At 48.5% G+C, this 22,135-nt stretch carries 18 protein-coding genes; 13 read left to right on the top strand and 5 right to left on the bottom strand.

Features of this window, described 5'->3' with window-relative positions; all coding sequences use genetic code 11:
• Positions 1 to 58 precede the first annotated feature (58 nt).
• On the top strand, positions 59 to 781 hold the full coding sequence (locus tag NFHSH190041_RS01115; protein ID WP_261923495.1) for a 3-deoxy-D-manno-octulosonic acid kinase: 723 nt from the start codon (positions 59 to 61) through the stop codon (positions 779 to 781).
• 68 nt (positions 782 to 849) lie between these two features.
• Here the strand turns inward: NFHSH190041_RS01115 and waaA are convergent, their stop codons facing one another.
• Positions 850 to 2,127: a lipid IV(A) 3-deoxy-D-manno-octulosonic acid transferase gene (gene waaA, locus NFHSH190041_RS01110; protein WP_261923494.1), complete on the bottom strand. Its 1,278-nt coding sequence runs from the start codon at positions 2,125 to 2,127 to the stop codon at positions 850 to 852.
• 112 nt (positions 2,128 to 2,239) lie between these two features.
• Here waaA and NFHSH190041_RS01105 point away from each other — a divergent pair, with 112 nt between their 5' ends.
• From NFHSH190041_RS01105 to glpG, 5 genes are all read left to right on the top strand, one after another.
• On the top strand, positions 2,240 to 2,878 hold the full coding sequence (locus tag NFHSH190041_RS01105; protein ID WP_261923493.1) for a TetR/AcrR family transcriptional regulator: 639 nt from the start codon (positions 2,240 to 2,242) through the stop codon (positions 2,876 to 2,878).
• Positions 2,879 to 3,040: 162 nt separating this feature from the next.
• Entirely contained in the window at positions 3,041 to 4,243 is a 1,203-nt protein-coding gene (locus NFHSH190041_RS01100) for a glycine C-acetyltransferase (protein ID WP_261923492.1), read from the top strand.
• 2 nt (positions 4,244 to 4,245) lie between these two features.
• The gene (gene tdh / locus NFHSH190041_RS01095) at positions 4,246 to 5,274 is read left to right on the top strand and encodes an L-threonine 3-dehydrogenase (RefSeq protein WP_261923491.1); all 1,029 of its coding nucleotides are present in this window, start codon (positions 4,246 to 4,248) and stop codon (positions 5,272 to 5,274) included.
• 107 nt (positions 5,275 to 5,381) lie between these two features.
• Positions 5,382 to 5,693, top strand: a complete 312-nt coding sequence (gene glpE / locus NFHSH190041_RS01090) for a thiosulfate sulfurtransferase GlpE (protein ID WP_261923490.1) — start codon at positions 5,382 to 5,384, stop codon at positions 5,691 to 5,693.
• A gap of 3 nt (positions 5,694 to 5,696) precedes the next feature.
• Complete coding sequence (gene glpG / locus NFHSH190041_RS01085) at positions 5,697 to 6,533, top strand: rhomboid family intramembrane serine protease GlpG (RefSeq protein WP_261923489.1); 837 nt, start codon at positions 5,697 to 5,699, stop codon at positions 6,531 to 6,533.
• 141 nt (positions 6,534 to 6,674) lie between these two features.
• Here the strand turns inward: glpG and elbB are convergent, their stop codons facing one another.
• Positions 6,675 to 7,328: an isoprenoid biosynthesis glyoxalase ElbB gene (elbB, locus tag NFHSH190041_RS01080; RefSeq protein ID WP_261923488.1), complete on the bottom strand. Its 654-nt coding sequence runs from the start codon at positions 7,326 to 7,328 to the stop codon at positions 6,675 to 6,677.
• A gap of 388 nt (positions 7,329 to 7,716) precedes the next feature.
• Between elbB and polA the strand changes: the two genes are divergently transcribed.
• Entirely contained in the window at positions 7,717 to 10,485 is a 2,769-nt protein-coding gene (gene polA / locus NFHSH190041_RS01075) for a DNA polymerase I (RefSeq protein WP_261923487.1), read from the top strand.
• A 979-nt stretch (positions 10,486 to 11,464) separates the two neighbouring features.
• Here the strand turns inward: polA and yihA are convergent.
• Positions 11,465 to 12,118 carry a ribosome biogenesis GTP-binding protein YihA/YsxC gene (yihA, locus tag NFHSH190041_RS01070; RefSeq protein ID WP_261923486.1) on the bottom strand — a complete coding sequence of 218 codons (654 nt, stop codon included), beginning with the start codon at positions 12,116 to 12,118 and terminating at the stop codon, positions 11,465 to 11,467.
• Between the two features lie 167 nt (positions 12,119 to 12,285).
• Here yihA and NFHSH190041_RS01065 point away from each other — a divergent pair, with 167 nt between their 5' ends.
• The 5 genes from NFHSH190041_RS01065 (at position 12,286) to hemN (ending at position 17,063) form a co-directional block, all read left to right on the top strand.
• Complete coding sequence (locus NFHSH190041_RS01065) at positions 12,286 to 12,906, top strand: c-type cytochrome (protein ID WP_261923485.1); 621 nt, start codon at positions 12,286 to 12,288, stop codon at positions 12,904 to 12,906.
• 779 nt (positions 12,907 to 13,685) lie between these two features.
• The gene (locus tag NFHSH190041_RS01060; RefSeq protein ID WP_261923484.1) at positions 13,686 to 14,363 is read left to right on the top strand and encodes a class I SAM-dependent methyltransferase; all 678 of its coding nucleotides are present in this window, start codon (positions 13,686 to 13,688) and stop codon (positions 14,361 to 14,363) included.
• A 46-nt stretch (positions 14,364 to 14,409) separates the two neighbouring features.
• On the top strand, positions 14,410 to 14,952 hold the full coding sequence (gene yihI, locus NFHSH190041_RS01055; protein WP_261923483.1) for a Der GTPase-activating protein YihI: 543 nt from the start codon (positions 14,410 to 14,412) through the stop codon (positions 14,950 to 14,952).
• Positions 14,953 to 15,031: 79 nt separating this feature from the next.
• Positions 15,032 to 15,499, top strand: a complete 468-nt coding sequence (locus NFHSH190041_RS01050; RefSeq protein WP_261923482.1) for a DUF2489 domain-containing protein — start codon at positions 15,032 to 15,034, stop codon at positions 15,497 to 15,499.
• Positions 15,500 to 15,686: 187 nt separating this feature from the next.
• The gene (gene hemN, locus NFHSH190041_RS01045) at positions 15,687 to 17,063 is read left to right on the top strand and encodes an oxygen-independent coproporphyrinogen III oxidase (protein WP_261923481.1); all 1,377 of its coding nucleotides are present in this window, start codon (positions 15,687 to 15,689) and stop codon (positions 17,061 to 17,063) included.
• Positions 17,064 to 17,152: 89 nt separating this feature from the next.
• On the opposite strand, the gene add is transcribed toward hemN, so the two are convergent.
• Positions 17,153 to 18,160, bottom strand: a complete 1,008-nt coding sequence (gene add / locus NFHSH190041_RS01040) for an adenosine deaminase (protein WP_261923480.1) — start codon at positions 18,158 to 18,160, stop codon at positions 17,153 to 17,155.
• Positions 18,161 to 18,670: 510 nt separating this feature from the next.
• On the opposite strand from add, the gene NFHSH190041_RS01035 reads away from it, so the two are divergent.
• Positions 18,671 to 19,642 carry an alpha/beta fold hydrolase gene (locus NFHSH190041_RS01035; RefSeq protein ID WP_261923479.1) on the top strand — a complete coding sequence of 324 codons (972 nt, stop codon included), beginning with the start codon at positions 18,671 to 18,673 and terminating at the stop codon, positions 19,640 to 19,642.
• Between the two features lie 58 nt (positions 19,643 to 19,700).
• Here NFHSH190041_RS01035 and NFHSH190041_RS01030 read toward each other — a convergent pair whose 3' ends face one another.
• The gene (locus tag NFHSH190041_RS01030; RefSeq protein WP_261923478.1) at positions 19,701 to 22,130 is read right to left on the bottom strand and encodes a 6-hydroxymethylpterin diphosphokinase MptE-like protein; all 2,430 of its coding nucleotides are present in this window, start codon (positions 22,128 to 22,130) and stop codon (positions 19,701 to 19,703) included.
• Between the last annotated feature and the right edge of the window lie 5 nt (positions 22,131 to 22,135).

Raw genomic sequence — 22,135 nt, 5'->3', positions numbered from 1 at the left:
GCAAAGCGGGCATCTTAATGTAGAATGGGCGTAGGTTCCATGATTTAACCAATATTCTATGCCGTCAGAACTAAAAATTGTCTCTTGTCCCTCCGGCTTTCTGGCTCTTGCCGACACTGACTTACAGCACCCAACATCCGAATGGTTTTCTGCCCAATTCTGGCAGCAGAATAATGCCATTGAAGGGACATCAACCGGTCGATATACCACTTGGTTTGTGGTGCACCAAGCGCAACATTGGGTATTACGGCATTACTGGCGCGGCGGCCTGATGGCAAAATTATCTAAAGACAGTTATCTCTACACTGGGCTACACCGCACTAGGGCTATCGCTGAATTAACCCTGCTGCAGAAACTACATCAAGAAGGTTTTCCAGTTCCCCGCCCGATTGCCGCGCATATCAGTCGCCATGGCCTCTGGTATCGGGGAGATATTCTGATTGAACGCATTGCTGGTGCCCGCGATTTAGTCGCAGTATTGTCGCAACAAACACTGTCAGCGCAGCAGTGGCAACAATTGGGACAATGTATTGCCCGTTTCCACCATCGCGGCGTCTATCATGCCGATCTGAATGCGAAAAATATTTTACTGTCTGATGACGGCTTTCACTTAATTGACTTTGACCGCGGCGCTCTGCGGCCTATCGCTCATCATTGGCAGGCTGCCAACCTAGCCCGACTACACCGCTCCTTTGTTAAGGAACAAGGTAAATGTCCGCAACTGGCATTTAACGAACAAAATTGGTCAGCCTTGCTACAAGGGTATAACCAACCAATCTGATGTTGGCAGCCACACAAGTGCCACTGGCTTATGCACCAGTGGCATTGGCTCTATTGGTATTTTTTTGCTCAGTCCATCACCGCAAGGATCTGAGCCAATTGCCGGGCCTGGGCCCCGCGATTCGAAGCAACCACCTGTAACCCGGCATCACAGGCCTGTTGCCGCTTGTCAACATCAGTAAATAGCTGCATTAAACGCTGCGTCAGTTCATCAGCATCGGCCACAATGGCCAGATTACCGGCCTCACGGAGCAGACGGGTAATCTCAGTAAAATCACGGAAATTGGGCCCCATCACCACCGGCAGCCCCATAGCCGCGGCTTCCAGTGGATTATGCCCGCCATTGGCAATCAAAGTACCGCCAATAAACGCTTGATCCGCCACGCCATAAAAACGCAGCAGCTCACCCATAGTATCACCCAACACCACTTGCACATTTGCGGTGACCGCATCACCACAACTACGACGAACAAATGTTAATCCGGCTGTTTGTAGGCATTGCGCCGCAGCATCAAACTGCTCGGGATGACGCGGCACCATAATCAGCATGGCACCGGGGCGCTGAGCCAATATCTGCTGATGAGCCGTAATGACCGCAGCAAATTCACCGGGGTGCACACTGCCAGCCACCCAAACCCATTCATCACTGCGTCCCCACTGTTGCCGCAATTTTTGTGCTTGCTGCTGTAACTGCGGATCAATCTGCAAATCAAATTTCAGGCTACCACATACACAAATACGTTTACTGTCCACCCCCAATGCCATAAAGCGCTGAGCTTCAGCGTCAGTCTGTACGGCCAACCCGGCTAATTGGCTTAGCATTGGGCGACTGATCCCGGGCCATTTACGGTACTGAGCAAAGGATTTTTCTGACAAGCGCCCATTGGCCAGCACAATCTGGCATCCCCGCCGACCAGCGAAATGGATCAAATTTGGCCACAACTCAGTTTCCATAATAATCAAAGTCTGTGGTGCAACTTGACGTAGAAAACGCCGGATACACATCGGTAGATCAAATGGTAAATAACAGTGTTGCATCCGGCCACTGGCTAACTCGGCCGCAAAGGCTTTATGCACTTCAGCAGAGCCGGTAGGGCTTGAGGTTGTCATGGTAATGCGCAACTGCGGTTTTGCCTGCAACAATTGCCGCACGAGTGGCACAGCGGCCAGAGTTTCCCCCATAGATACCGAGTGCACCAACAGCTCAGTAGGCCGCAGCCGGGTTAGGGCAAAGCGCTCTGCCCAGCGCAAGCGGTAATCCGGGCTTTTTTTGCCCCGCCAAAGCAGATAAAGAATAAGTAGCGGGCTCAGCAGCACCACCAGCATGGAGTAACCGATACGGTTCATAAATAGGACCAGAAAATGAGTTTTGCCTGATGATTTGCGGCAATGCTAACATAATTCGTTCACAGATAGCCTGCCACTGCCGGCAGGATGCAACCCCGGCTTCAGGAAGATAATGAAAACCCGAGATAAGATAGTACAGGCCAGCCTGGCGCTGTTTAACGAGCACGGGGAGCGCAATATCACCACTAACCATATTGCCGCGCACTTGGGGATCAGCCCAGGGAACCTGTATTACCATTTCCGTAATAAGGAAGACATCATACGTTCCATTTTCTCCCAGTATGAGGAGCACTTGGCATCGGGCTTTCAGCCCTATCGAGATCAGCCAGTAACCGTAGAGCTGTTGATGGGCTATTTCGATGCCATGTTTTATGTCATGTGGCAGTTTCGCTTTATGTATGCCAACCTCGCCGACATTCTCAGCCGAGACGAAGAGCTAAAACGCCGCTACCTTACTGCACAGCAGCAGGTTCTTAGCCGTTGCAGCCATGTTTTATCCCAGCTGCGACAAGATGGTTATCTGGCCATCGATGCCGATAAAGTAACGGAGCTGGCCGATACTATCAAAATGATTGTCAGTTTCTGGATAAGCTACCAACTGACGCAATCAGATATGGAAAGCATTGCCAAACATACCTTATATGAAGGGCTATTGCGGGTACTGATGATTTTCCGCGGCTATGCCACCCCACTCTCTGAAGAAGCATTTGTGCGACTGGAGCAACATTACCGCCCATTAGCCTGCGTCTGATCACAGCGTCAGATATTGTACAGATGCGCCCTTGATTAATTATTGAAAAGCCCTGTCAGGGGGCTGTTTTTTGGGGTTAAGATATCGACAACTCCAATGCGCAGCGGATGCCGTTAGGTGATTGTTGCGTCAAAATAATTAAGCCCAAACAAGGAGAGAAAGGTGGCATCTGACCCATTCTACCAACAGATCACAGCCCAACTTGCAGATATCAAACAGCAGGGGCTATACAAAAATGAGCGGATTATTACCTCGGCTCAACAGACCGATATTCAGGTAAACCAGCAACATGTCATCAATTTCTGCGCCAATAACTACCTCGGGTTGGCCAACCACCCGGCATTAATTGCCGCGGCCAAAGCTGGCCTCGACAGTCATGGCTTTGGTATGGCGTCGGTACGCTTTATCTGCGGCACCCAAGATATTCACAAACAACTGGAAACGGAATTAAGCGCGTTTCTCGGTATGGAGGACACCATCCTCTATTCCTCTTGTTTCGATGCCAACGCCGGATTATTCGAAACCCTGCTTGATGCTGAAGATGCCATTATTTCTGATGCACTGAACCATGCCTCCATCATCGATGGTGTCAGACTGTGCAAGGCAAAACGCTTCCGCTACCGTAACAATGATATGGCCGATCTGGAGCAGCAGTTAATTGCCGCTCGGGATGCCGGCGCTCGGCACATCTTGATCGCCACCGACGGAGTCTTTTCCATGGATGGGGTAATCGCGAACCTACGCGGCATCTGTGATCTGGCGGATCAGTATGGTGCGCTGGTGATGGTAGATGACTCCCATGCGGTCGGGTTTGTCGGCCAACATGGGCGTGGCACCCATGAATACTGTGATGTTATGGGCCGGGTGGATATTATTACCGGCACACTGGGCAAAGCGATGGGCGGCGCATCTGGCGGCTTCACCGCGGGGAAAAAAGCCGTGATTGACTGGTTACGCCAGCGCTCCCGCCCTTATCTTTTTTCCAACTCTCTGGCGCCAGCCATTGTCAGGGCATCACTGCAAGTGTTAGCACTACTGAAAGAAGGCGATGCATTGCGCCAGCAATTACGCTGGAACAGTCGTTATTTCCGCGAAAAAATGGCCGCCGCCGGATTTACGCTCGCAGGAGCCGATCACGCGATTATTCCCGTAATGATAGGGGATGCCAAACTGGCCGGGGATTTTGCCAACCGCCTGCTGGCCGAGCACATTTATGTGATTGGCTTCTCTTTCCCCGTAGTACCGCAAGGGCAAGCCCGCATCCGCACCCAAATGTCTGCTGCCCACACCCAAGCACAGCTAGATCGCGCCATTGATGCCTTTATTCGCATCGGCCGTGATATGCAGATTATTACCGGGGAATAACCATGAAAGCACTGAGTAAACTGCACGCTAAACCGGGAATATGGCAAATTGATGCGCCTATGCCGGAAGTTGGCCACAATGATTTGCTGATCAAAATCCGTAAAACCGCCATCTGCGGCACGGATGTGCATATCTACAACTGGGATGATTGGTCACAAAAAACCATCCCGGTACCCATGATTGTCGGCCATGAGTATGTCGGTGAGGTGGTTGGCATGGGGCAAGAGGTCCGTGGCTTTACCATTGGCGATCGGGTATCTGGCGAAGGTCATATTACCTGCGGCCACTGCCGTAACTGCCGCGCCGGTCGTACCCACTTATGCCGCAATACCTCCGGCGTCGGCGTTAACCGTCAGGGGGCTTTTGCGGAATATCTGGTGATCCCGGCGTTTAATGCCTTTAAGATCCCGGCCGATATCAGTGATGATCTGGCCGTCATTTTCGATCCTTTCGGCAATGCGGTGCATACCGCACTGTCATTTGATCTGGTTGGTGAAGATGTATTGATCACCGGTGCCGGCCCCATTGGCATTATGGCCGCCGCCGTCTGTCGTCATGTTGGAGCTCGCCATGTGGTGATTACCGATGTGAATGAATATCGCCTCACCTTAGCTGCACAAATGGGGGCAACCCGCACTGTCAATGTCGCCCAGGAGCAGCTCAGTGACGTGATGCAACAGTTGGGCATGAATGAAGGCTTTGATGTCGGGCTGGAAATGTCCGGGGTTCCTTCAGCGTTTCATACCATGCTCAATACCATGAACCACGGCGGCAAAATTGCCATGTTGGGGATCCCGGGAGGGGACATGGCGATCGATTGGAGCCAAGTGATTTTCAAAGGGCTGACCATCAAAGGGATCTATGGCCGAGAGATGTTTGAAACCTGGTATAAAATGGCCAGTCTGATCCAGTCTGGGCTAGATATCTCGCCGATAATTACCCACCACTTCAAAGTTGATGAGTTCCAGCAAGGTTTTGATGCCATGCGCTCTGGTCACTCTGGTAAAGTGATCCTCAACTGGCAAGACTAAATTCGGGCCGGTATACCGGCCTTAATGAGTATTAACATTTCCGGGCTGTACTCATATAGCCCTCTTGTTGCACACTGTGGGTCATCATTCCTCCTGACAGGTGAAGTATGACCCCGTATCAACATCTTAGTGTTGCCCAACTGCAGGCGATGCAATCTGATCAGCAGCCACTGCAAATCGTCGATATTCGCGATCCACAGAGCTTTGCCGCTGGCCATATTCCGGCCGCCTTTAATCTCAGTAATGATAATTTGACGGAATATATCCATCAGGCTGATTTAGATGTACCACTTGTCGTGGTGTGCTATCACGGTATCAGCAGTCAGCAGGCCGCCGTATTTCTGCATGAGCAAGGATTTGATCAGGTTTATAGTCTCGATGGTGGATTTCAAGGTTGGCAACAGGCCACAGGGCAATAAATTATGATTGAATTCGGTATCCTTCCCAATATCCGCGCAGCACAAGCGCTGGTTGATTATCTCAAAGGGGAAGGGATCCCCTGCAAAGTTCAGCAGGCACAACAAGGCGTGACGCTGTTTGTAATCAACCCGGCAGACTTACCCCGAGCACAAGCAGAATTTGATCACTTTTTACGTCACCCGGGGGACAGTAAATACCTGCAAGCTTCTTGGGATTATGGCAGCACGGCCACCCAACTTGATTACGGCAAACCATCGGCTCAATTACTGCGACAATTTCTTGCTGGTGCCGGGCCACTGACACTGTTGGTCTTCATCTGTTGCGTAGTGATTTACCTGTTCTGGAATATGGGGTATGCCAATAGCCTGTTTGCCACTCTGGGCTTTTTCGGTGTCACCCCCTATGCCACCCTGCATGAGTTCTGGCGAGTATTTACCCCCAGCCTGATCCATTTCAGCGCCATGCACATTATTTTTAACCTACTGTGGTGGTGGTATCTGGGCGGACGGATAGAAAACCGCATCGGTACGGGCACCTTGTTTATCCTGCTACTGGTTGGCGGCACCCTGCCTAATATTTTGCAGTTTATGATGGGCGGGCCTAACTTTGGGGGGTTATCTGGCGTTGTCTATGCTCTGGCAGGCTACACCTGGGTGATGGGACGGCAACGCCCAGAAGCTGGTATCGGGCTACCTCCTGCTTATATGGGCTTTATGATCCTGTGGCTTATCTTAGGCTTTACCGATCTGTTCGGCCTCTCCATGGCAAACGGCGCCCACCTTGGTGGCCTGTTAGTCGGATTACTGCAAGGCTTTATCGACAGCCGAAAACGCACCTAACACCTAGGGTACTAAGACTAAACCGCCAAAGGCCAAGGCACAGACAACAATAAACCGCCGTAGGGTTTCCTAGGGCGGTTTATTTTTATCTTACTTTTGCGGCTTTACGGCAACCCCATCACGGGCGCTGCAGGTAAATCGTTATGCCAACGCTAAAACTTTCGCAACAAGTTTTTCAATCCCCTGATTAGCCTGCGCAATATTTTCAGCCAACATATAAGCTGGCGTGCTGACCACCTTATGAGCCATATCCACCACAATATCATCCACGGCAGCAGGGCAGTGCTCTCCCCCCATAGCAGTAAAGGCAGCAGCCGTCTCTGCATCTTGCCCAATCGTGCCTTTCGCTCCCTGGCCAAACAGCTGCGGGATCATCACAGGCGCAATACAGATAAAACCAATGGGTTTGCTAGCCGCAACAAATTGTTGAATAAAGTCACGCACCAAAGGGTGAACCTGGCAATCCGCCCCATTATCAGCAAAATCACACAAATTTTTTGCCGCCCCAAATCCACCAGGAATAATTAGACCATCATAAGCCGAGATATCCAGCGCTGTGGTAGCTTTAATCTCTCCCCGGGCAATCCGAGCGGCTTCAACCAAAACATTGCGATGCTGAGCCGGTTCAACTTGCCCAGTCAAATGATTCACCACCTGTGCCTGGGCAATATCCGGAGCGAAACACTGATAAGCTGCGCCGGCTTGGCTTAACGCCAACATAGTTAACACTGACTCATGAATTTCAGCGCCATCAAACACCCCGCAGCCGCTGAGTAATACCGCAATTGTCTTCATTATTGAGCTCCTGTCATTATCGCTAATGTTAAATTTTTGCTGACAAATTGGTTGACCTGCGCAGAAATCGTGCTAACTTAATCGCTCGCTGTAAAATTTTGTACAAATTTACAGCAATGGCGAAGCTGATTTTGCTGCAGGAATTAAAAAATCCACATATCAGGATGATTTTGCTGAAACTGTGCACACCTCACACAATTTTTGTAAGTCATTATAAATTAACAACTTACAAATCTGTGTCTGGGCTATAAAAAATTATCCCCAACCAGTTGACTTTTTCCATTCACAGAGTTATCCACAGGATATAACTCAAATTTGCCGTGGCTGATATTCCTGTGCTGTGGCATGCTACCCCCATCTCAGATTAATAACTACTGAATAAAAACTTATGCCAAACATAGCTAATAATCCCTTGATCCTGGTGGATGGATCCTCCTATCTATACCGGGCTTACTATGCACCGCCACATTTAACCAATTCCAAAGGCGAAGCGACCGGGGCTGTGTACGGCGTTGTTAACATGCTGCGCAGCCTATTGAAGCAGTTTTCTCCTAGCCATATCGCAGTGGTCTTTGATGCCAAGGGGAAAACCTTCCGTAATGAAATGTACGCTGAGTACAAAGCTAACCGCCCGCCCATGCCGGACGATCTGCGCGGTCAAATTGAACCTCTGCACCGAATTATCCGTGCCATGGGTTTGCCATTGATCGCCGTCCCCGGTGTTGAAGCCGATGATGTGATTGGCACCCTAGCCCTGCAGGCCAGCCGGGATAATCGCGCTTGTCTGATCAGCACTGGCGATAAAGATATGGCCCAGCTGGTTGATAGCAATATCACGCTGATCAATACCATGACCAATACCATCCTTGGTCCGGAAGAGGTGAAAACCAAATTCGGCGTTGGGCCTGAACTCATCATCGATTTGCTGGCCATGATGGGAGATAAAGCCGATAACATCCCGGGTCTTCCGGGCGTTGGCGAAAAAACCGCACTGGCTATGCTAACCGGTGCCGGCGGCGTTGAAACCCTACTGGCCGATCCTGATCAAGTGGTTGCTCTGGGCTTTAGGGGTGCCAAAACGATGCCCGCTAAAATCCGGGACAACCAGGAAATGCTGCAACTGTCTTATGATCTGGCCACCATCAAAACCGATGTTACCTTAGAGCATGACTGGCAAAACTTGGAAAAACGCCCTCAAGATAATGATGAATTGATCCAATGTTTTGGAGAGATGGAATTTAAACGCTGGTTGGCAGAATTACTGGACAGCGGGGCATCAGTACCGGCCACAAAAAATGACGCGCCACAGGTAAACGCCGAGGTTGAAGTTGAAGCTCAGACTATCACGGCAAGCTATGACACGATTTTAACCCAGCAGCAACTTGATGACTGGTGTACCCGTCTTAATCAGGCAGAGCTGATCGCCGTTGATACTGAAACCACTGGGCTTGATTATATGAAAGCGCAACTGGTCGGTATTTCATTTTGTGTCACCCCAGGGGAAGCCGCTTATCTGCCGTTAGCCCATGATTATGATGGTGCCCCAACACAATTGGATAAAGCCGCAGCATTAGCGCAGCTTAAGCCGATACTGGAAAACCCAGCACGTAAAAAGGTCGGTCAAAACCTGAAATATGATATGGCTATTTTCGCCAATGAAGGGATCACTCTGGCGGGGATCAGTTTTGACACCATGCTGGAATCTTATGTCTTCAACTCCGTTGCTTCTCGTCATGATATGGATGGATTGGCGCTGAAATATCTGGGACATAAAAATATCAGCTTTGAAGAGATTGCCGGGAAAGGAGCTAAACAGCTAACCTTCAACCAAATCCCGCTTGAGCAAGCTGCACCATATGCTGCGGAAGATGCCGATATTACCCTGCGGCTACATCACTATTTCTGGCCACGTCTGGCACAACAACCATCATTGGCCGAGGTATTGACCAAGCTGGAAATGCCACTGGTGCCAGTACTGTCTCAAATGGAGCGAGGCGGGGTACTGATCGATACCATGCTACTGGCGCAACAAAGTGATGAGCTGGCCCGTAAAATTGATGAGTTGGAACAGCAGGCCCATGACATCGCCGGGGAAACGTTTAATCTCAGCTCAACCAAGCAATTACAGGAGTTATTCTTCAACAAGCTTGGCTATCCGGTGATCAAAAAGACCCCGAAAGGCGCTCCGTCTACGGCAGAAGAAGTGCTGGTTGAATTGGCACTGGACTATCCGTTACCCAAAATCATTCTGCAACATCGCTCTTTGTCAAAACTGAAGAGTACTTACACAGATAAACTGCCCCTGATGGTAAATGCGCAAAGTGGCCGGGTTCACACCAGTTATCATCAGGCTAATGCGGCCACCGGCAGACTGTCATCCAGTGATCCTAACCTGCAGAATATTCCTGTGCGGACCGAAGAAGGACGGCGCATTCGTCAGGCCTTTATCGCCCCGGCAGGTAAGAAAATTCTAGCCGCGGACTACTCCCAAATTGAGCTGCGAATTATGGCGCATTTATCCCAAGATGCTGGTCTGTTGCAGGCATTTGCTGAAGGTAAAGATATTCACCGGGCAACTGCAGCAGAAGTCTTTGATGTTGCCTTTGAAACCGTAACATCAGAGCAGCGCCGCCGCGCCAAAGCGGTCAACTTCGGCTTAATCTATGGCATGTCGGCATTTGGGTTAGCGCGCCAGTTAGATATTCCTCGGGCAGAAGCGCAATCCTATATCGACACCTATTTCAAACGTTATCCCGGCGTATTGAAATATATGGAAGATACTCGCGCCATTGCTGCCGAGCAGGGTTATGTCTCAACACTGTTTGGTCGCCGGTTGTATTTGCCAGAAATCAATGCTCGTAATGGGATGCGGCGTCAGGCTGCCGAACGAGCAGCAATTAACGCCCCAATGCAGGGCACCGCCGCAGATATTATCAAACAGGCGATGATCACCATTCATCAGTGGATTGAACAACAGCAAACCGGTCATATCCGTATGATCATGCAGGTACACGATGAATTGGTATTTGAAGTGGATGAAGCCCAAGCTGAAACACTAAAAGCTGAAGTCTGCAAACTGATGGCGCAAGCGGCACAGCTGGATGTCGAGTTATTGGCAGAAGCAGGGATTGGAGATAACTGGGAGCAAGCCCACTAATGCCGAAAACAAAAATGTTAACTTGATCAAATTAAATTCCCAGTATTCGCACCTGAAAAAGCAAATTTAGGTGCGAATAATTCCAATTTCGCAAAAAACAACCCCACATACCTACTTTTGTGTAATTAAATAACAGTATTGATATTCTTTTCTTTCAAACAAAGGTGATATTGATCACATTATTTACCACTTTTGACGAAAACAGTTTTTCATAATCTGACTAATGAAGTAATATTTCCGGCGTAGGGTACAGAGGTTAAGATGTTCTATCTTTCAGACCTTTATTTCACTTATAGTGATCTGCCAAATTATGGCGCCCCAGCAAGTCTTTTGCTGGGGCTTTTTTTATGCCCAAAACAAAATTTAGAGTAATTACTTTAAACCAACTTTTTTTCACGGTATGCTGATGATGTTGAGCGTTGCAAAGGAGTATTCAGCCAGTCTGAATCCTTGGTAACACTTGAGTCTTGTTGAATTTAGCTTCTCCCCAAAAGAGCTAACTTTAGCCGGTGACCCGTGTCCCCGGCTTTTTTTATGCCCTCAGCAAAGCCGCAACAGAATAAAAACTATCGAATGTCTTGCAGCTTAATCATGTCAGCAATATCGCCAGATACGTAAGACACCCACATTTATCACGCGCCGCCACACCATGGTAATGCCTGCTCTAGCCCCCGTTGCTATCAACAAAATACCGCCCCTTTCATGCGCACTATCAGGGGCTATGTTTAAGCTCCCTCAAACATTGTCTGACAACACAACTAACCTCTAATTAATAACAATCAGTCATGCCAATTGGCCAAGTCTATACAGCACCACACGATTTATACCCGCACGCTGAATCCGCTTAACTTGATGAGAGAATGGTGTAAAGCAAACTGAAAAAACTCTGCGGACATAAACGATATTTGAGATAACAAAAAAGGCGCCTAAGCGCCTTTTATATTGGCTAAATAGCCAAACAGAAGATGATTAACGAGGACTATTCTGCCTCAGCTCCGTCATCTTCTAACAACCAATCAGGATGACACCACTGATTTAAGATACTCAGCACCTTAGGTTTACCAGTACCTTTTAAGGCTGAGAAAGTCTCAACCTGCACCCAGTCACCAAAATCAGCTAATTCTTTTCGTACAGCATTGACGGTTTTCATTTTGGCGCTTTGCGCTAACTTATCCGCTTTGGTCAGCAATGCCAGCACAGGGATCTCACTGGCCACGGCCCATTCGATCATCTGCATATCTAAATCTTTCAGCGGATGTCGGATATCCATTAATACCACCACGCCACTTAAGCAGCGACGATGTTGTAGGTATTCACCGAGCGCATTTTGCCATTTGATTTTCATCGCCATCGGCACTTGGGCAAAGCCGTAACCGGGTAGATCCACTAACCGCCGCTGCTCATCAAGCGCAAACACGTTGATCAGCTGGGTACGCCCCGGAGTCTTACTGGTTCTAGCCAAGTTTTTCTGTTCTGTCAGTGCATTAAGCGCACTAGACTTACCCGCATTAGAGCGGCCGGCAAAGGCAATTTCCACCCCGGTATCTCCCGGTAAATGGGTATCCAGGTGGGCTATATCCGGCGCGCTGATCAAAAATTTTGCCCGGCGGAAATCGATTTGGGGTTGTGTCACGTATCTCTCCAGAAAATGATCAACTTTTGTCATAAAGGTCGATGAATTGCTTACTTTTTCACGTTTTCGTGTAACATATAAGCTTGATCACAGTTATCGTATCTTATCATGCTTGCGGGTCTTACTTGTAAGCTCAGGACAATAAACTAACAAGAAGTTGGAACGCCATGAAAAAGTTAGCCCTTACGCTGTCTGTAGTCGCAACCCTTTCTTCACCTGCCATGGCCCAGGGTGATGCCGAAGCCGGAAAAGCCAAAGCAGCGGTTTGTTCCGCCTGCCACGGTGTCGATGGCAATAGTCTGATCGAAATGTACCCCAAAGTTGCCGGACAACATGCCGCTTATCTCGCAAAACAACTGCACGATTTTAAAACCGCGATGACAACCGGTGGTCAAAAAGGCCGTATGGACCCCATCATGGGTGGGATGGCCATGCCGCTATCAGATCAAGATATTCTCGATATCTCCGCTTTCTATGCCAAGCAACAACCCACTAATGTTGCAACTGCTGTAGCCTCAGACCTAGGCGAAAAACTCTATAAAGGTGGCGATATTTCTCGCGGCATCACGGCCTGTATCGCCTGCCACGGTCCATCAGGAAAAGGGATGGAAGCGGCGGGATTCCCGATGCTCGCCGGACAGCATGCCGCCTACACCAGTGCTCAGCTGACCAAATTTCATGATGCTAAACGCGGCAATGATATGAATGGCATGATGCGTGATATCGCCAAAAAGCTAAATCAAAATGATATTCAGGCACTATCCCAATACATCGCCACGCTAAAATAACCGCTCCACCGCTGGCTGAAGGTTAATATTAGCCACCGCAAATTTAACCTTCAGCTTACGTAAACGTAAATCTCTAGAAATCAAGTGTTGACACAAATCACACATTTGGTTTTAATGGGAGCCGTACCGGGGTAAGCCCTTCTGTTTGTACATAAATCTAATAACAGCAAACAGGCTCCGATATCTATGTTCATTTAAGATATAAGAATAAAGTAACCTAATAACAACAATATAATTACGCCCGCTCGCCAATAACAATAATGAGCAGCGATTTCACGCTGAAATCCGGGTTATAGACATAGGGACAGGCCAATTGTAGCCACTTCGCTTATTAGCACTTCCCAACATCGAGGAATCTTTTCAACGGTTTGGACTGAAGGAATCAGTCAACCGCATTAACAGTTATGCTGTTAAGCACCGCTTGGAAGCCGGTTCACTGGATGAATATCGCAACATGGATGGTTGACTCAGTGTCATAGATGACACAGCTTTTGATGGCAGCTTCATCAGTCCATCTACGGGAACTGTCTGAAGGAATCAGACAGGACAGATAAAGTGTCCGGAAGACCGACAACGAAAACGTCATGCAGGGATAGCAGGTAACAATAAGACGGATAGCGACCGGGAAAGTCACATAGCTGGTATGGATGCCAGACATCAGAATAAGTGCCTTACGGCGTACTTACAGGCGGCAGTTTTACTGCCGCCTTTTTATTTGCTGATTTCAGCGACGCCAGCCTGATATAATCGGGCTAAATGATGTAAATCACTGATATTAAATGCGTAGATGTCCTCTTTGCCAAAGCAGCAAAATTACATTCTTTCTCGCCGACAGAAAGCGGAGTTTTTTTCAGTGCCATCAATGCCAATTGGTGTTTGCTGATGCCCGCATCCATCTGCCACCTAAAGTGCAGGCAAAACGCTACCAGCAGCCAGATCGGCAAAAACAAAAGCAAGTATCACAATTTATCGCCCCATTATTAACCCAGTTAGCAGGGATGAGTTCCAAACCTCTGGTGGGATTAAATTTTGGCCGAGTACTGGAGCCAGACAGTTTAGCCATGCTGGCTCAAGCACAACATCACATCAGCCAGTATGATCCGTTTCAAGCACCTGATTTCAGCGTATTACGCCAACAGTATGATTTTATCTGCTGCTACCGGGTATTTGAGCATTTTCGCAATCCGCAGCGAGAATGGGGGTTACTCTGCCGTTTGTTGCAACATCATGGATATTTAGCCATTTGCACCCGCCTGCTCGACCGCCCGGCCCAGTTTGCGAAATGGCATCATAAGAATAATTTGGCACATGTTAGTTTTTACCGCCGGGAAACTTTCGAATATCTGGCTGATGCCCATGGCTTTACGTTATTATTTGCCGCAGAAGACCTCATTTTGCTGCAAAAAACAGCAAAATCTGATATAACACCCACCCTGAATTTATCCCCTGTTGAATAATCAGAATTCAGTAAGGGTGTAACGTACTGAATTTATAGAGAATAAAATGGCTCGAAGCAAAAAGACCCGCAAGGTCAACCAAAATGGCGCCAAAGTGGCACCTCGCAGTAAAAAGGCTGACCGCACCATCGCCATTAAAAAGCGCGATACCGGCAATAAAACCGGTAGTCGCTCCAATGAAGGCGCACTGCAAAAATCAGCCCCCGGTGCCAAACAACAGGGCAGCAGCCAAGACCCACGTCATGGCAGCAAGCGTCCTGTCGCACTAACATTACCAAGCCAGCCTCAGCAGCCAATCAAGCAAAAAGTCGTACAACCTAAGCTGACTGATGAGCAAAAACTGCTACAACTGGAAGAAGATCCAAGACTGAACCAACTGCTGGATCAACTGGAAGAAGGTCGTGATCTGCCTGCAGCAGATCAACAGTGGCTGGATAAGCAACTGGCAAAAATTGAAGCCCTGATGGAAAAATTAGGTCTGAGTGAAGAAGAAGACTTCGCCCCTGCCAAACCGGCTTCTGATGACGATCTGCTGGATAAATTTGAATCTGGCTTAGACGTATTGAAGCAATACCAAAACAAAGACTAAGTTTAACTGCGCCGCTTGTACTCAAGCGGCGTATTTATTTTTATCTACGCTCAGGCGTCACATAATCAAGGAAGGTATTATGTACACAGCTTGGCTTCTGCTCGCCGTTATTATCATTCTAATCCTGTCAGTGTATGCATCAATGTTACTGTGGCGACTGAAACAACAGCGCAATCAGCAGCAACAAGCGCAGCAGGCACAACATCAAGCCGCAGAGCAAAAACGCGAGCGATTACTGGATGATATTCGCTATATAGCCAAAGCAATGCTGGAGCAACGCTGCGAGTTATCTGAAGGCGTCGTACGTATTGTTCACCTTGCTGACATGTTGTCATTGAGCGAACAAATTTCAGCAGACTACCCCAACCTATTTGCCCATTTTGATGTGATCCGGCACCACCCCATCCGCGATGCCCGGCAAGCGCTGCCCAAACAGCAGCGAATGCAGCTTGATCTAACCCGGATGAAATCAGAAGCAGCATTGGAACAGGGTATTTTGGCAGAAATGCAATTAATGCAGGAATTTAGCCCACCACAGCGGCATTAACTGCGGCAACATCAGGCGTTATCGGCGTGAATCACCCCACAAAATACCGAGAAAACCACAGACATTTACTGTAATTTCGTAGATAGTCCCTATCGTTTTTTGCGGCGTCTTTTTTCAACATGGATCAATGTTATTTGATCGTAAACGCTGCATACTTCGCACATCACTAAAATGACCGGAGGACGCCTTGAAGCAGCCCACATCTATCAGTTGGGATCAGTCAATGATCGAAAAATATAACTACAGCGGACCCCGTTATACCTCTTATCCGACGGCGCTGGAGTTTAACGATCAGTTTACTGAAGCAAATCTTCTGGCGGCCATTGAAAACAGCAAAAGCAATAAGCTGTCGCTTTATATCCATGTGCCTTTCTGTGCCAAGCTTTGTTACTACTGCGGCTGTAATAAAATCGTTACCCGCCACCAGCACAAAGCCGACCAATATATTGATTATCTGGCGCGGGAAATCATCAACCGCGCCCCACTATTTAAAAACTACACCGTCACCCAGATGCATTGGGGCGGCGGCACTCCTACCTTCTTAAATGAAGAGCAAATCCTCAAACTGACCGGCCTGCTGAAAAGCCATTTCAACTTTGCCGAGACTGGGGAATTTTCCATTGAGGTGGATCCACGGGAAATTGAACTGACGATGCTTGATACTCTCAAGGCCGCCGGATTCAACCGTATTTCCATCGGAGTGCAAGATTTCAATAAAACTGTACAGGCAGCGGTCAACCGGGAACAGGATGAAGATTTCATTTTTGCCCTGATGGCCAAAGCCAAAGCCATGGGGTTTGTCTCCACCAATGTGGATTTAATTTACGGTCTGCCCCACCAAACACCAGAAACCTTTGCAGAAACCATTGCCCGTATTCTGGAGTTATCACCGGATCGCCTATCGGTATTTAATTATGCCCACCTGCCAGCCCGATTTGCAGCACAACGCAAGATCAAAGATGAAGATCTGCCATCACCGCAGCAAAAACTGGATATGTTGCAGCAAACAATTGCGACGCTGACAGGGGCCGGATACCAATACATCGGGATGGATCACTTCGCCAAACCCGATGACGAGTTGGCCAAATTACAAAATGCCGGCCGCCTGCACCGCAACTTCCAAGGCTATACCACCCAGGAAGAATGTGATCTGCTGGGGTTAGGTGTCTCGTCTATCTCAATGATCGGCGACTGTTACGCCCAAAACCAGAAAGATATCCGTCCTTATTATGAAGCGATTGATGACCACGGCAACGCACTGTGGAAAGGCTGCCATCTGAACCGTGATGATGAGATCCGCCGCGCGGTGATCAAACAGCTGATCTGCCACTTCAATCTGGATATGGCCGTGATGGAGCAAAAACTGGGGATCGAATTTGAACAGTATTTTGCAGAAGACTTGAAACTGTTGCAGACGTTTGTTGACGATAAGCTGGTCGATATTACCGATCGCAAGATCACTGTTAGCCCAACTGGCCGACTATTGATCCGCAATATCTGTATCTGTTTTGATGTCTACTTCCGGGAAAAAGCCCGTCAGCAGCAATTTTCTCGGGTAATTTAACCCGTAGCATAAGCAATCTTACCCATTAAAAAGCCGCTGTGACCTACAGCGGCTTTTACTTATCGAGCAGAATAAATCGGCACTCAACCCTACTCAAGATGAGGCGCTTTAGCAAAATACAACGCGCGGCGCTCACTGTCAGATAAGAATGCCATCTCGACGCCATTACGCTGTACCTGAGCCAACTCTGCAGCCGTTAACCCCAATTCTGTGGCGGCAATCTGATACTCATGCTGGATATCAATATTACTGACCCCGGGATCATCGGTATTCAGACTGACCAGCACGCCGGCCTGCAAAAAAGTTTTTAATGGCTGCTGGGCATAGCTAGCGACGGTTGATGTATGCACATTACTGGTAGGGCAAGACTCAATGCCAATATGATGCTGAACCAAATACGCCATTAACGCCGGATCTTGCACCGCATTGACCCCGTGACCGATGCGACTGGCGCCCAAGTTTTTCACCGCATGCCAGACACTGTCCGCCCCTCTGGCTTCACCGGCATGCACCGTGATACCAAGGCCGGCATCCCGCACTCGCTTAAAGTGAGGCTCAAACCAGTCGCCGGGAAAACCGAATTCATCTCCGGCCAGATCCACCGCCACAATTTTGGGCCGTTGACTCATAATGGCATCCAGCTCTTCATTACACGCTTCAACACCAAATGAGCGGGATAAAATACCAATCAAATTGACTTTTACATGGGTCTCTTTGACCCCGGCGGCCACCCCATCAATCACAGCCTCCACCACCCCTGGCATGGGCAAATTGTGATTCATCGCCATATAGTAGGGGCTGAATCTAAGCTCGGCATAATCCAGCCCGACACTGGCAGCATCAAGCACATTTTCATAAGCCACCCGCTGCACCGCATCCAAATCTGCCAGGACTGCAACCATCCAGTCCAATTTACGCAAAAAAGCCACCAAACTGGTCTCTTTCCCCTGAATTTGCACATACTGAGCCAGCGCTTCGGGAGAATCAGCCGGCAGCGCAATACCATGCTGCTGCCCCAATTGCCAAATGGTACTAACCCTAACATTACCATCTAAATGACGATGTAAATCCACCAGCGGAATATTGTTATTTATCATGTGCTCCCCCAGTCTGCTGTCGCAGCGCTACCACCTAATGCCGGAATCCACAGGATGAGATTAAACGGCCATCACCACCTGTTGTTCATGAGGCCCAGTCTATCATAGACAGCGATTTTACTGCCTTACGACTACAGCTGTTTCCCCGGTAGGATTCAGGCATAATCATGGTCAAATAATAACAGTTTCAAGGAATGAACATGCTCTGGACACCCTTAACTATGACGTGAGTATTAATGCTAGGTGGCCGCTTTTATTGCCAAAAAAGCAGATGCCATCTTACAGCATGGCGCAGTCACACTAGCGATTCTTGAACAGCAAGTGAAACAGTATATCCACCAACATCAGTAACGTTCTGTCACTGTGCCCGACCGGAGTATCCTCTTCGAACAGTAAACCGGTCGGCAAACCTTGTGCTGCATCTCACCCTGATATTCTCCCTGCTAAGGTCAATTCCCTCTGTCGGTAAATCTGCTAAACTGGCGGCAACTTATTTTCCAGGAACCCCAAATGAACCCTGACCGATGTTTTTCCAGTGAAGCACAATTAACCCGTCAAAACCGCCAAGCAGAAAACGAGGCATTTTGGCAAAACGTCAGCGAAGACGACTTCACCGGAAAGCATGGCTGCAATATTGTCTACTGCAGCGCTATCAATCCAGATTCAGACAAAGCCATCGTATTTAGCAACGGACGGGTGGAATCCTTTCTCAAATATCAGGAGTTGATTGCAGAGCTCTACCATCTGGGGTTCAGCATTTATACCCTAGATCATCGTGGTCAAGGGCTGTCCAGCCGCCTGACCATTAACCCGCAAAAAGGCCATGTTGCTGCATTTGATGACTATATCGATGATTTCAGCAAATTTATCGATACAGTGGTAAAACCTGCAGGGCATAAACAGCTCTACCTTGCCGGTCACTCCATGGGCGGCTGTATCGGTACGCTGTATCTGGCTCGCCATCCAGAGACATTCCAGGCTGCCGCCTTTTCGGCCCCCATGTATGGTATCCAGCTGCCAGTGCCCAAACGCTTGATCTACTGGCTTGCCGAAATGCTCGACAGTACACCACAACGTGAACCCAACTATATTCCCGGTGGCACTGACTATCAGAACAAGCCATTTGAGGATAACGATCTCACCAGTTGTGAAGTGCGCTACAACATCTTCCGCCAGTTGTACCAACAGACACCTCAGCTGCAATTAGGTGCCCCCACCAATCATTGGCTCAAAGAAGCCATTGATGCCGGAGAACGTGCTATTTTAGCGGCTAGAAATACCCAAGTGCCCCTGCTTATCCTACAAGCAGAAGAAGACGCTGTGGTTGATAATCGCTGCCAGGATGAAGCCATTGGTGGTTTGTGTCAGAAACTGGTGATCCCCGGCTCGCGCCATGAAATCTTTATTGAAACCGATGCCAGACGACAGCAAGGGCTAAATGCCATGCTGGATTTCTTCGCCCAACACAGTCATAACCATTAATTAAAAACCCCGGTGGGCATAACTGCCTACCGGGGTTTTATCCGTTTTAAAATATCACCTACTCGCCCTGCAACTGCGCAATCATTGCTTGAGCATGGGCATGCTCAGGCGCCAGTGACAATACCTGAGAAAAAATCTGCAAAGCATCCTGGGGTGAGTCAGCCGTAATTAACAGATCGCCAAGGGCGCACCAACTTTCCACATCCTGCGGATACTTATTTAGATACATCAGCCAAACTTCAACCGCGCCGATATAATCACCCTGGATCTTGAGGGTTTTAGCTAACAGCGGTAAATAACTATCAGTCACCTTACCCAGCTCACACATGAGCTCTACGGCAATGTCTAAACGCCCAGCAGCAATGGCTGCATGAACCATTTGTCGCTGATCTGTCTCTTCCCGCAGCGCTGCGGGCAAGTCCAATAATGGTTGAAGAGCACCTTGTACATCTTGGCGCAGCTCAGCCAGATAACTTTTCGCCCGCGCACTGAGACGCTTGGCCTCATCACTGATCTGAAAATTATCCAGACCGTAAATCACTTGCTCTAGCCCAACCTGATTAGCCGTTGTCCGCAACTGGTAAATTTTATCTGGCACATTATCCAGTGGCCAATGGGTCCAAGTTTCAAAACTGGTGGCAATATTCGACACACCATCCTGCATTTGTACATCAGTAGCCTGCTGTAATTGGAGAAACTCAGGTTGGGTTGACTCAAATCCAGCAAAACGTTTCAGCAAGATGGCACCGCGGCGAGGGCAATTCAGCGATAACCATGCTTGAGTCAACTTACCCAGTACCGCCTTGGGGTTACATTCCCAAATACGGCTTTCCACTACATCAATACCAGCCTGAACCATACGTTGCAGCGATGGCACGGTATGACTCATGGCCAGATAATAATCCTGTTGCAGTTGCTTAACCTGATCAGGCGTCAACTCATCCATATTCCGATCACTTAGAATACAGCTGATGCTACGAAAACCTATGACTCTCACCAGGTTGAACATATTCTCAAACCGGTTGAGCTCCGCTTCCAATCGATCAATTTTGCCCTGAGTTGCAGGGAACTTATCCATCAGCTGCAGCGCTTGTTTAGCCTTTTGCTCAATCTGCCGTAATTGAGATAATGCCCGCTGCAACTCTGCTTTGACCTCAAGTTGCTGCGACAAATTTGGTGCAGAACTAAAGACCTCGGCCAATGTTGCCCGTAATGACGCTTTATCCGACATCACAGCTAAGCTAAGTTCAGTCAGAGGAATATGTGTTATGCCTGCTACTTGCGCTGCATGGCAGGACAGATTAATAAATTGACTATGAGGATACAGTGTTACCTGAGTGGCTAAGCTATCCATCGCCACTTTAAGTTGTATCGGTGTTTCGGCCAGTTCCCCGGTATAGGTTGTTACCCACTCACCAATTTTATTGATATTGGGGCCCAAACGCGCTTCACGGCTACCTTCGGCATGGGTCACACCAAGCTGACTATTACACAGATCAACGCCCAGCAGTAGTACACGCTCAAATCCCAGCTCGCCAGCAAGGGATAATGCGGTATTACTCACCGTAGGGCCTTGAACTGACCAGTTATCCTCTCGTTGCCATGGATATCTGTCACCAAGATAACAACGTGGACCTGCCCACTGACCCACTAAGGTGTGCACCGCATGATAGCCATTTACAAACAAAATATCGTCTGGCAAGGTCAGCATATCGCGGGAAACGGTAAAGCTAATATCGTAAGGATCGATCGACACCAGCACATCCGGAATAATGCCGTTATCATATAATTTCCGTGCCACACGAGAGACGGCAAAGATATACAAACTATCCTGATGCTGCTTTAACCAATCTAAATGTTGATCCAAAGATGGACCTGCTGCCACTACGATAGCCGTACGTCCATGGCCATCAATATGCTCGGCCAGTTGGCGGGCAGGCAATACATCATCCGCCGCATTAAGCAATTGCTGCTCAACAAAAGAGTGAATATCCAAACTGGTCGTCAGATTAAACCTAACCAAATCAACCAGTTTCAACACATCAATGCTGATCAAGCTGTAAGCATCAAAATAGGCATTTTTAGCCGAAAAGGATTGAGTAATAACTACCTGATTACGAAGCAAATAACTGTCAAACCGATTCTTAGCTAACTCCTGTTCTAATGCCTGTGGCGTCAGCAGCATAATCCCTTCCACACCATCAGGGATCTGTAATGATAACTGGGCGATCACATCCTCATGTTCGACAAAAAGAATACAACTGCCTGCCGGTACACCGACATGACTGACATAGTTCAGCAATAATCCACTGTCAGTGCCTATTACCAGGCTCAGGGTATCTTCGGCCGATACTAATTCATCGTGACTCGCCGTAAAAATTTGCTCACTGGGAGCACTTTCAAACAGCTTACGGTTTATTTGAGGAATATAAGACTCGCCAAATTGACTGACTTCCAAGGTAAAGACTTGGCCAGACTCTGCAGACATGATGT

The organism is Shewanella sp. NFH-SH190041, from assembly GCF_024363255.1.
GTDB lineage: Bacteria > Pseudomonadota > Gammaproteobacteria > Enterobacterales > Shewanellaceae > Shewanella.
The sequence above is the reverse complement of the archived record's forward strand: the minus strand, read 5'-3'. Positions and strand labels throughout refer to the sequence as shown.

Excerpts from the sequence above, each read along its gene's own strand:
- NFHSH190041_RS01115 (WP_261923495.1), top strand. The coding sequence starts at position 59 with ATGCCGTCAGAACTAAAAATTGTCTCTTGTCCCTCCGGCTTTCTGGCT.
- waaA (WP_261923494.1), bottom strand. The coding sequence starts at position 2,127 with ATGAACCGTATCGGTTACTCCATGCTGGTGGTGCTGCTGAGCCCGCTA.
- NFHSH190041_RS01105 (WP_261923493.1), top strand. The coding sequence starts at position 2,240 with ATGAAAACCCGAGATAAGATAGTACAGGCCAGCCTGGCGCTGTTTAAC.
- tdh (WP_261923491.1), top strand. The coding sequence starts at position 4,246 with ATGAAAGCACTGAGTAAACTGCACGCTAAACCGGGAATATGGCAAATT.
- glpE (WP_261923490.1), top strand. The coding sequence starts at position 5,382 with ATGACCCCGTATCAACATCTTAGTGTTGCCCAACTGCAGGCGATGCAA.
- glpG (WP_261923489.1), top strand. The coding sequence starts at position 5,697 with ATGATTGAATTCGGTATCCTTCCCAATATCCGCGCAGCACAAGCGCTG.
- elbB (WP_261923488.1), bottom strand. The coding sequence starts at position 7,328 with ATGAAGACAATTGCGGTATTACTCAGCGGCTGCGGGGTGTTTGATGGC.
- polA (WP_261923487.1), top strand. The coding sequence starts at position 7,717 with ATGCCAAACATAGCTAATAATCCCTTGATCCTGGTGGATGGATCCTCC.
- NFHSH190041_RS01065 (WP_261923485.1), top strand. The coding sequence starts at position 12,286 with ATGAAAAAGTTAGCCCTTACGCTGTCTGTAGTCGCAACCCTTTCTTCA.
- NFHSH190041_RS01060 (WP_261923484.1), top strand. The coding sequence starts at position 13,686 with ATGCGTAGATGTCCTCTTTGCCAAAGCAGCAAAATTACATTCTTTCTC.
- yihI (WP_261923483.1), top strand. The coding sequence starts at position 14,410 with ATGGCTCGAAGCAAAAAGACCCGCAAGGTCAACCAAAATGGCGCCAAA.
- NFHSH190041_RS01050 (WP_261923482.1), top strand. The coding sequence starts at position 15,032 with ATGTACACAGCTTGGCTTCTGCTCGCCGTTATTATCATTCTAATCCTG.
- add (WP_261923480.1), bottom strand. The coding sequence starts at position 18,160 with ATGATAAATAACAATATTCCGCTGGTGGATTTACATCGTCATTTAGAT.
- NFHSH190041_RS01035 (WP_261923479.1), top strand. The coding sequence starts at position 18,671 with ATGAACCCTGACCGATGTTTTTCCAGTGAAGCACAATTAACCCGTCAA.
- NFHSH190041_RS01030 (WP_261923478.1), bottom strand. The coding sequence starts at position 22,130 with ATGTCTGCAGAGTCTGGCCAAGTCTTTACCTTGGAAGTCAGTCAATTT.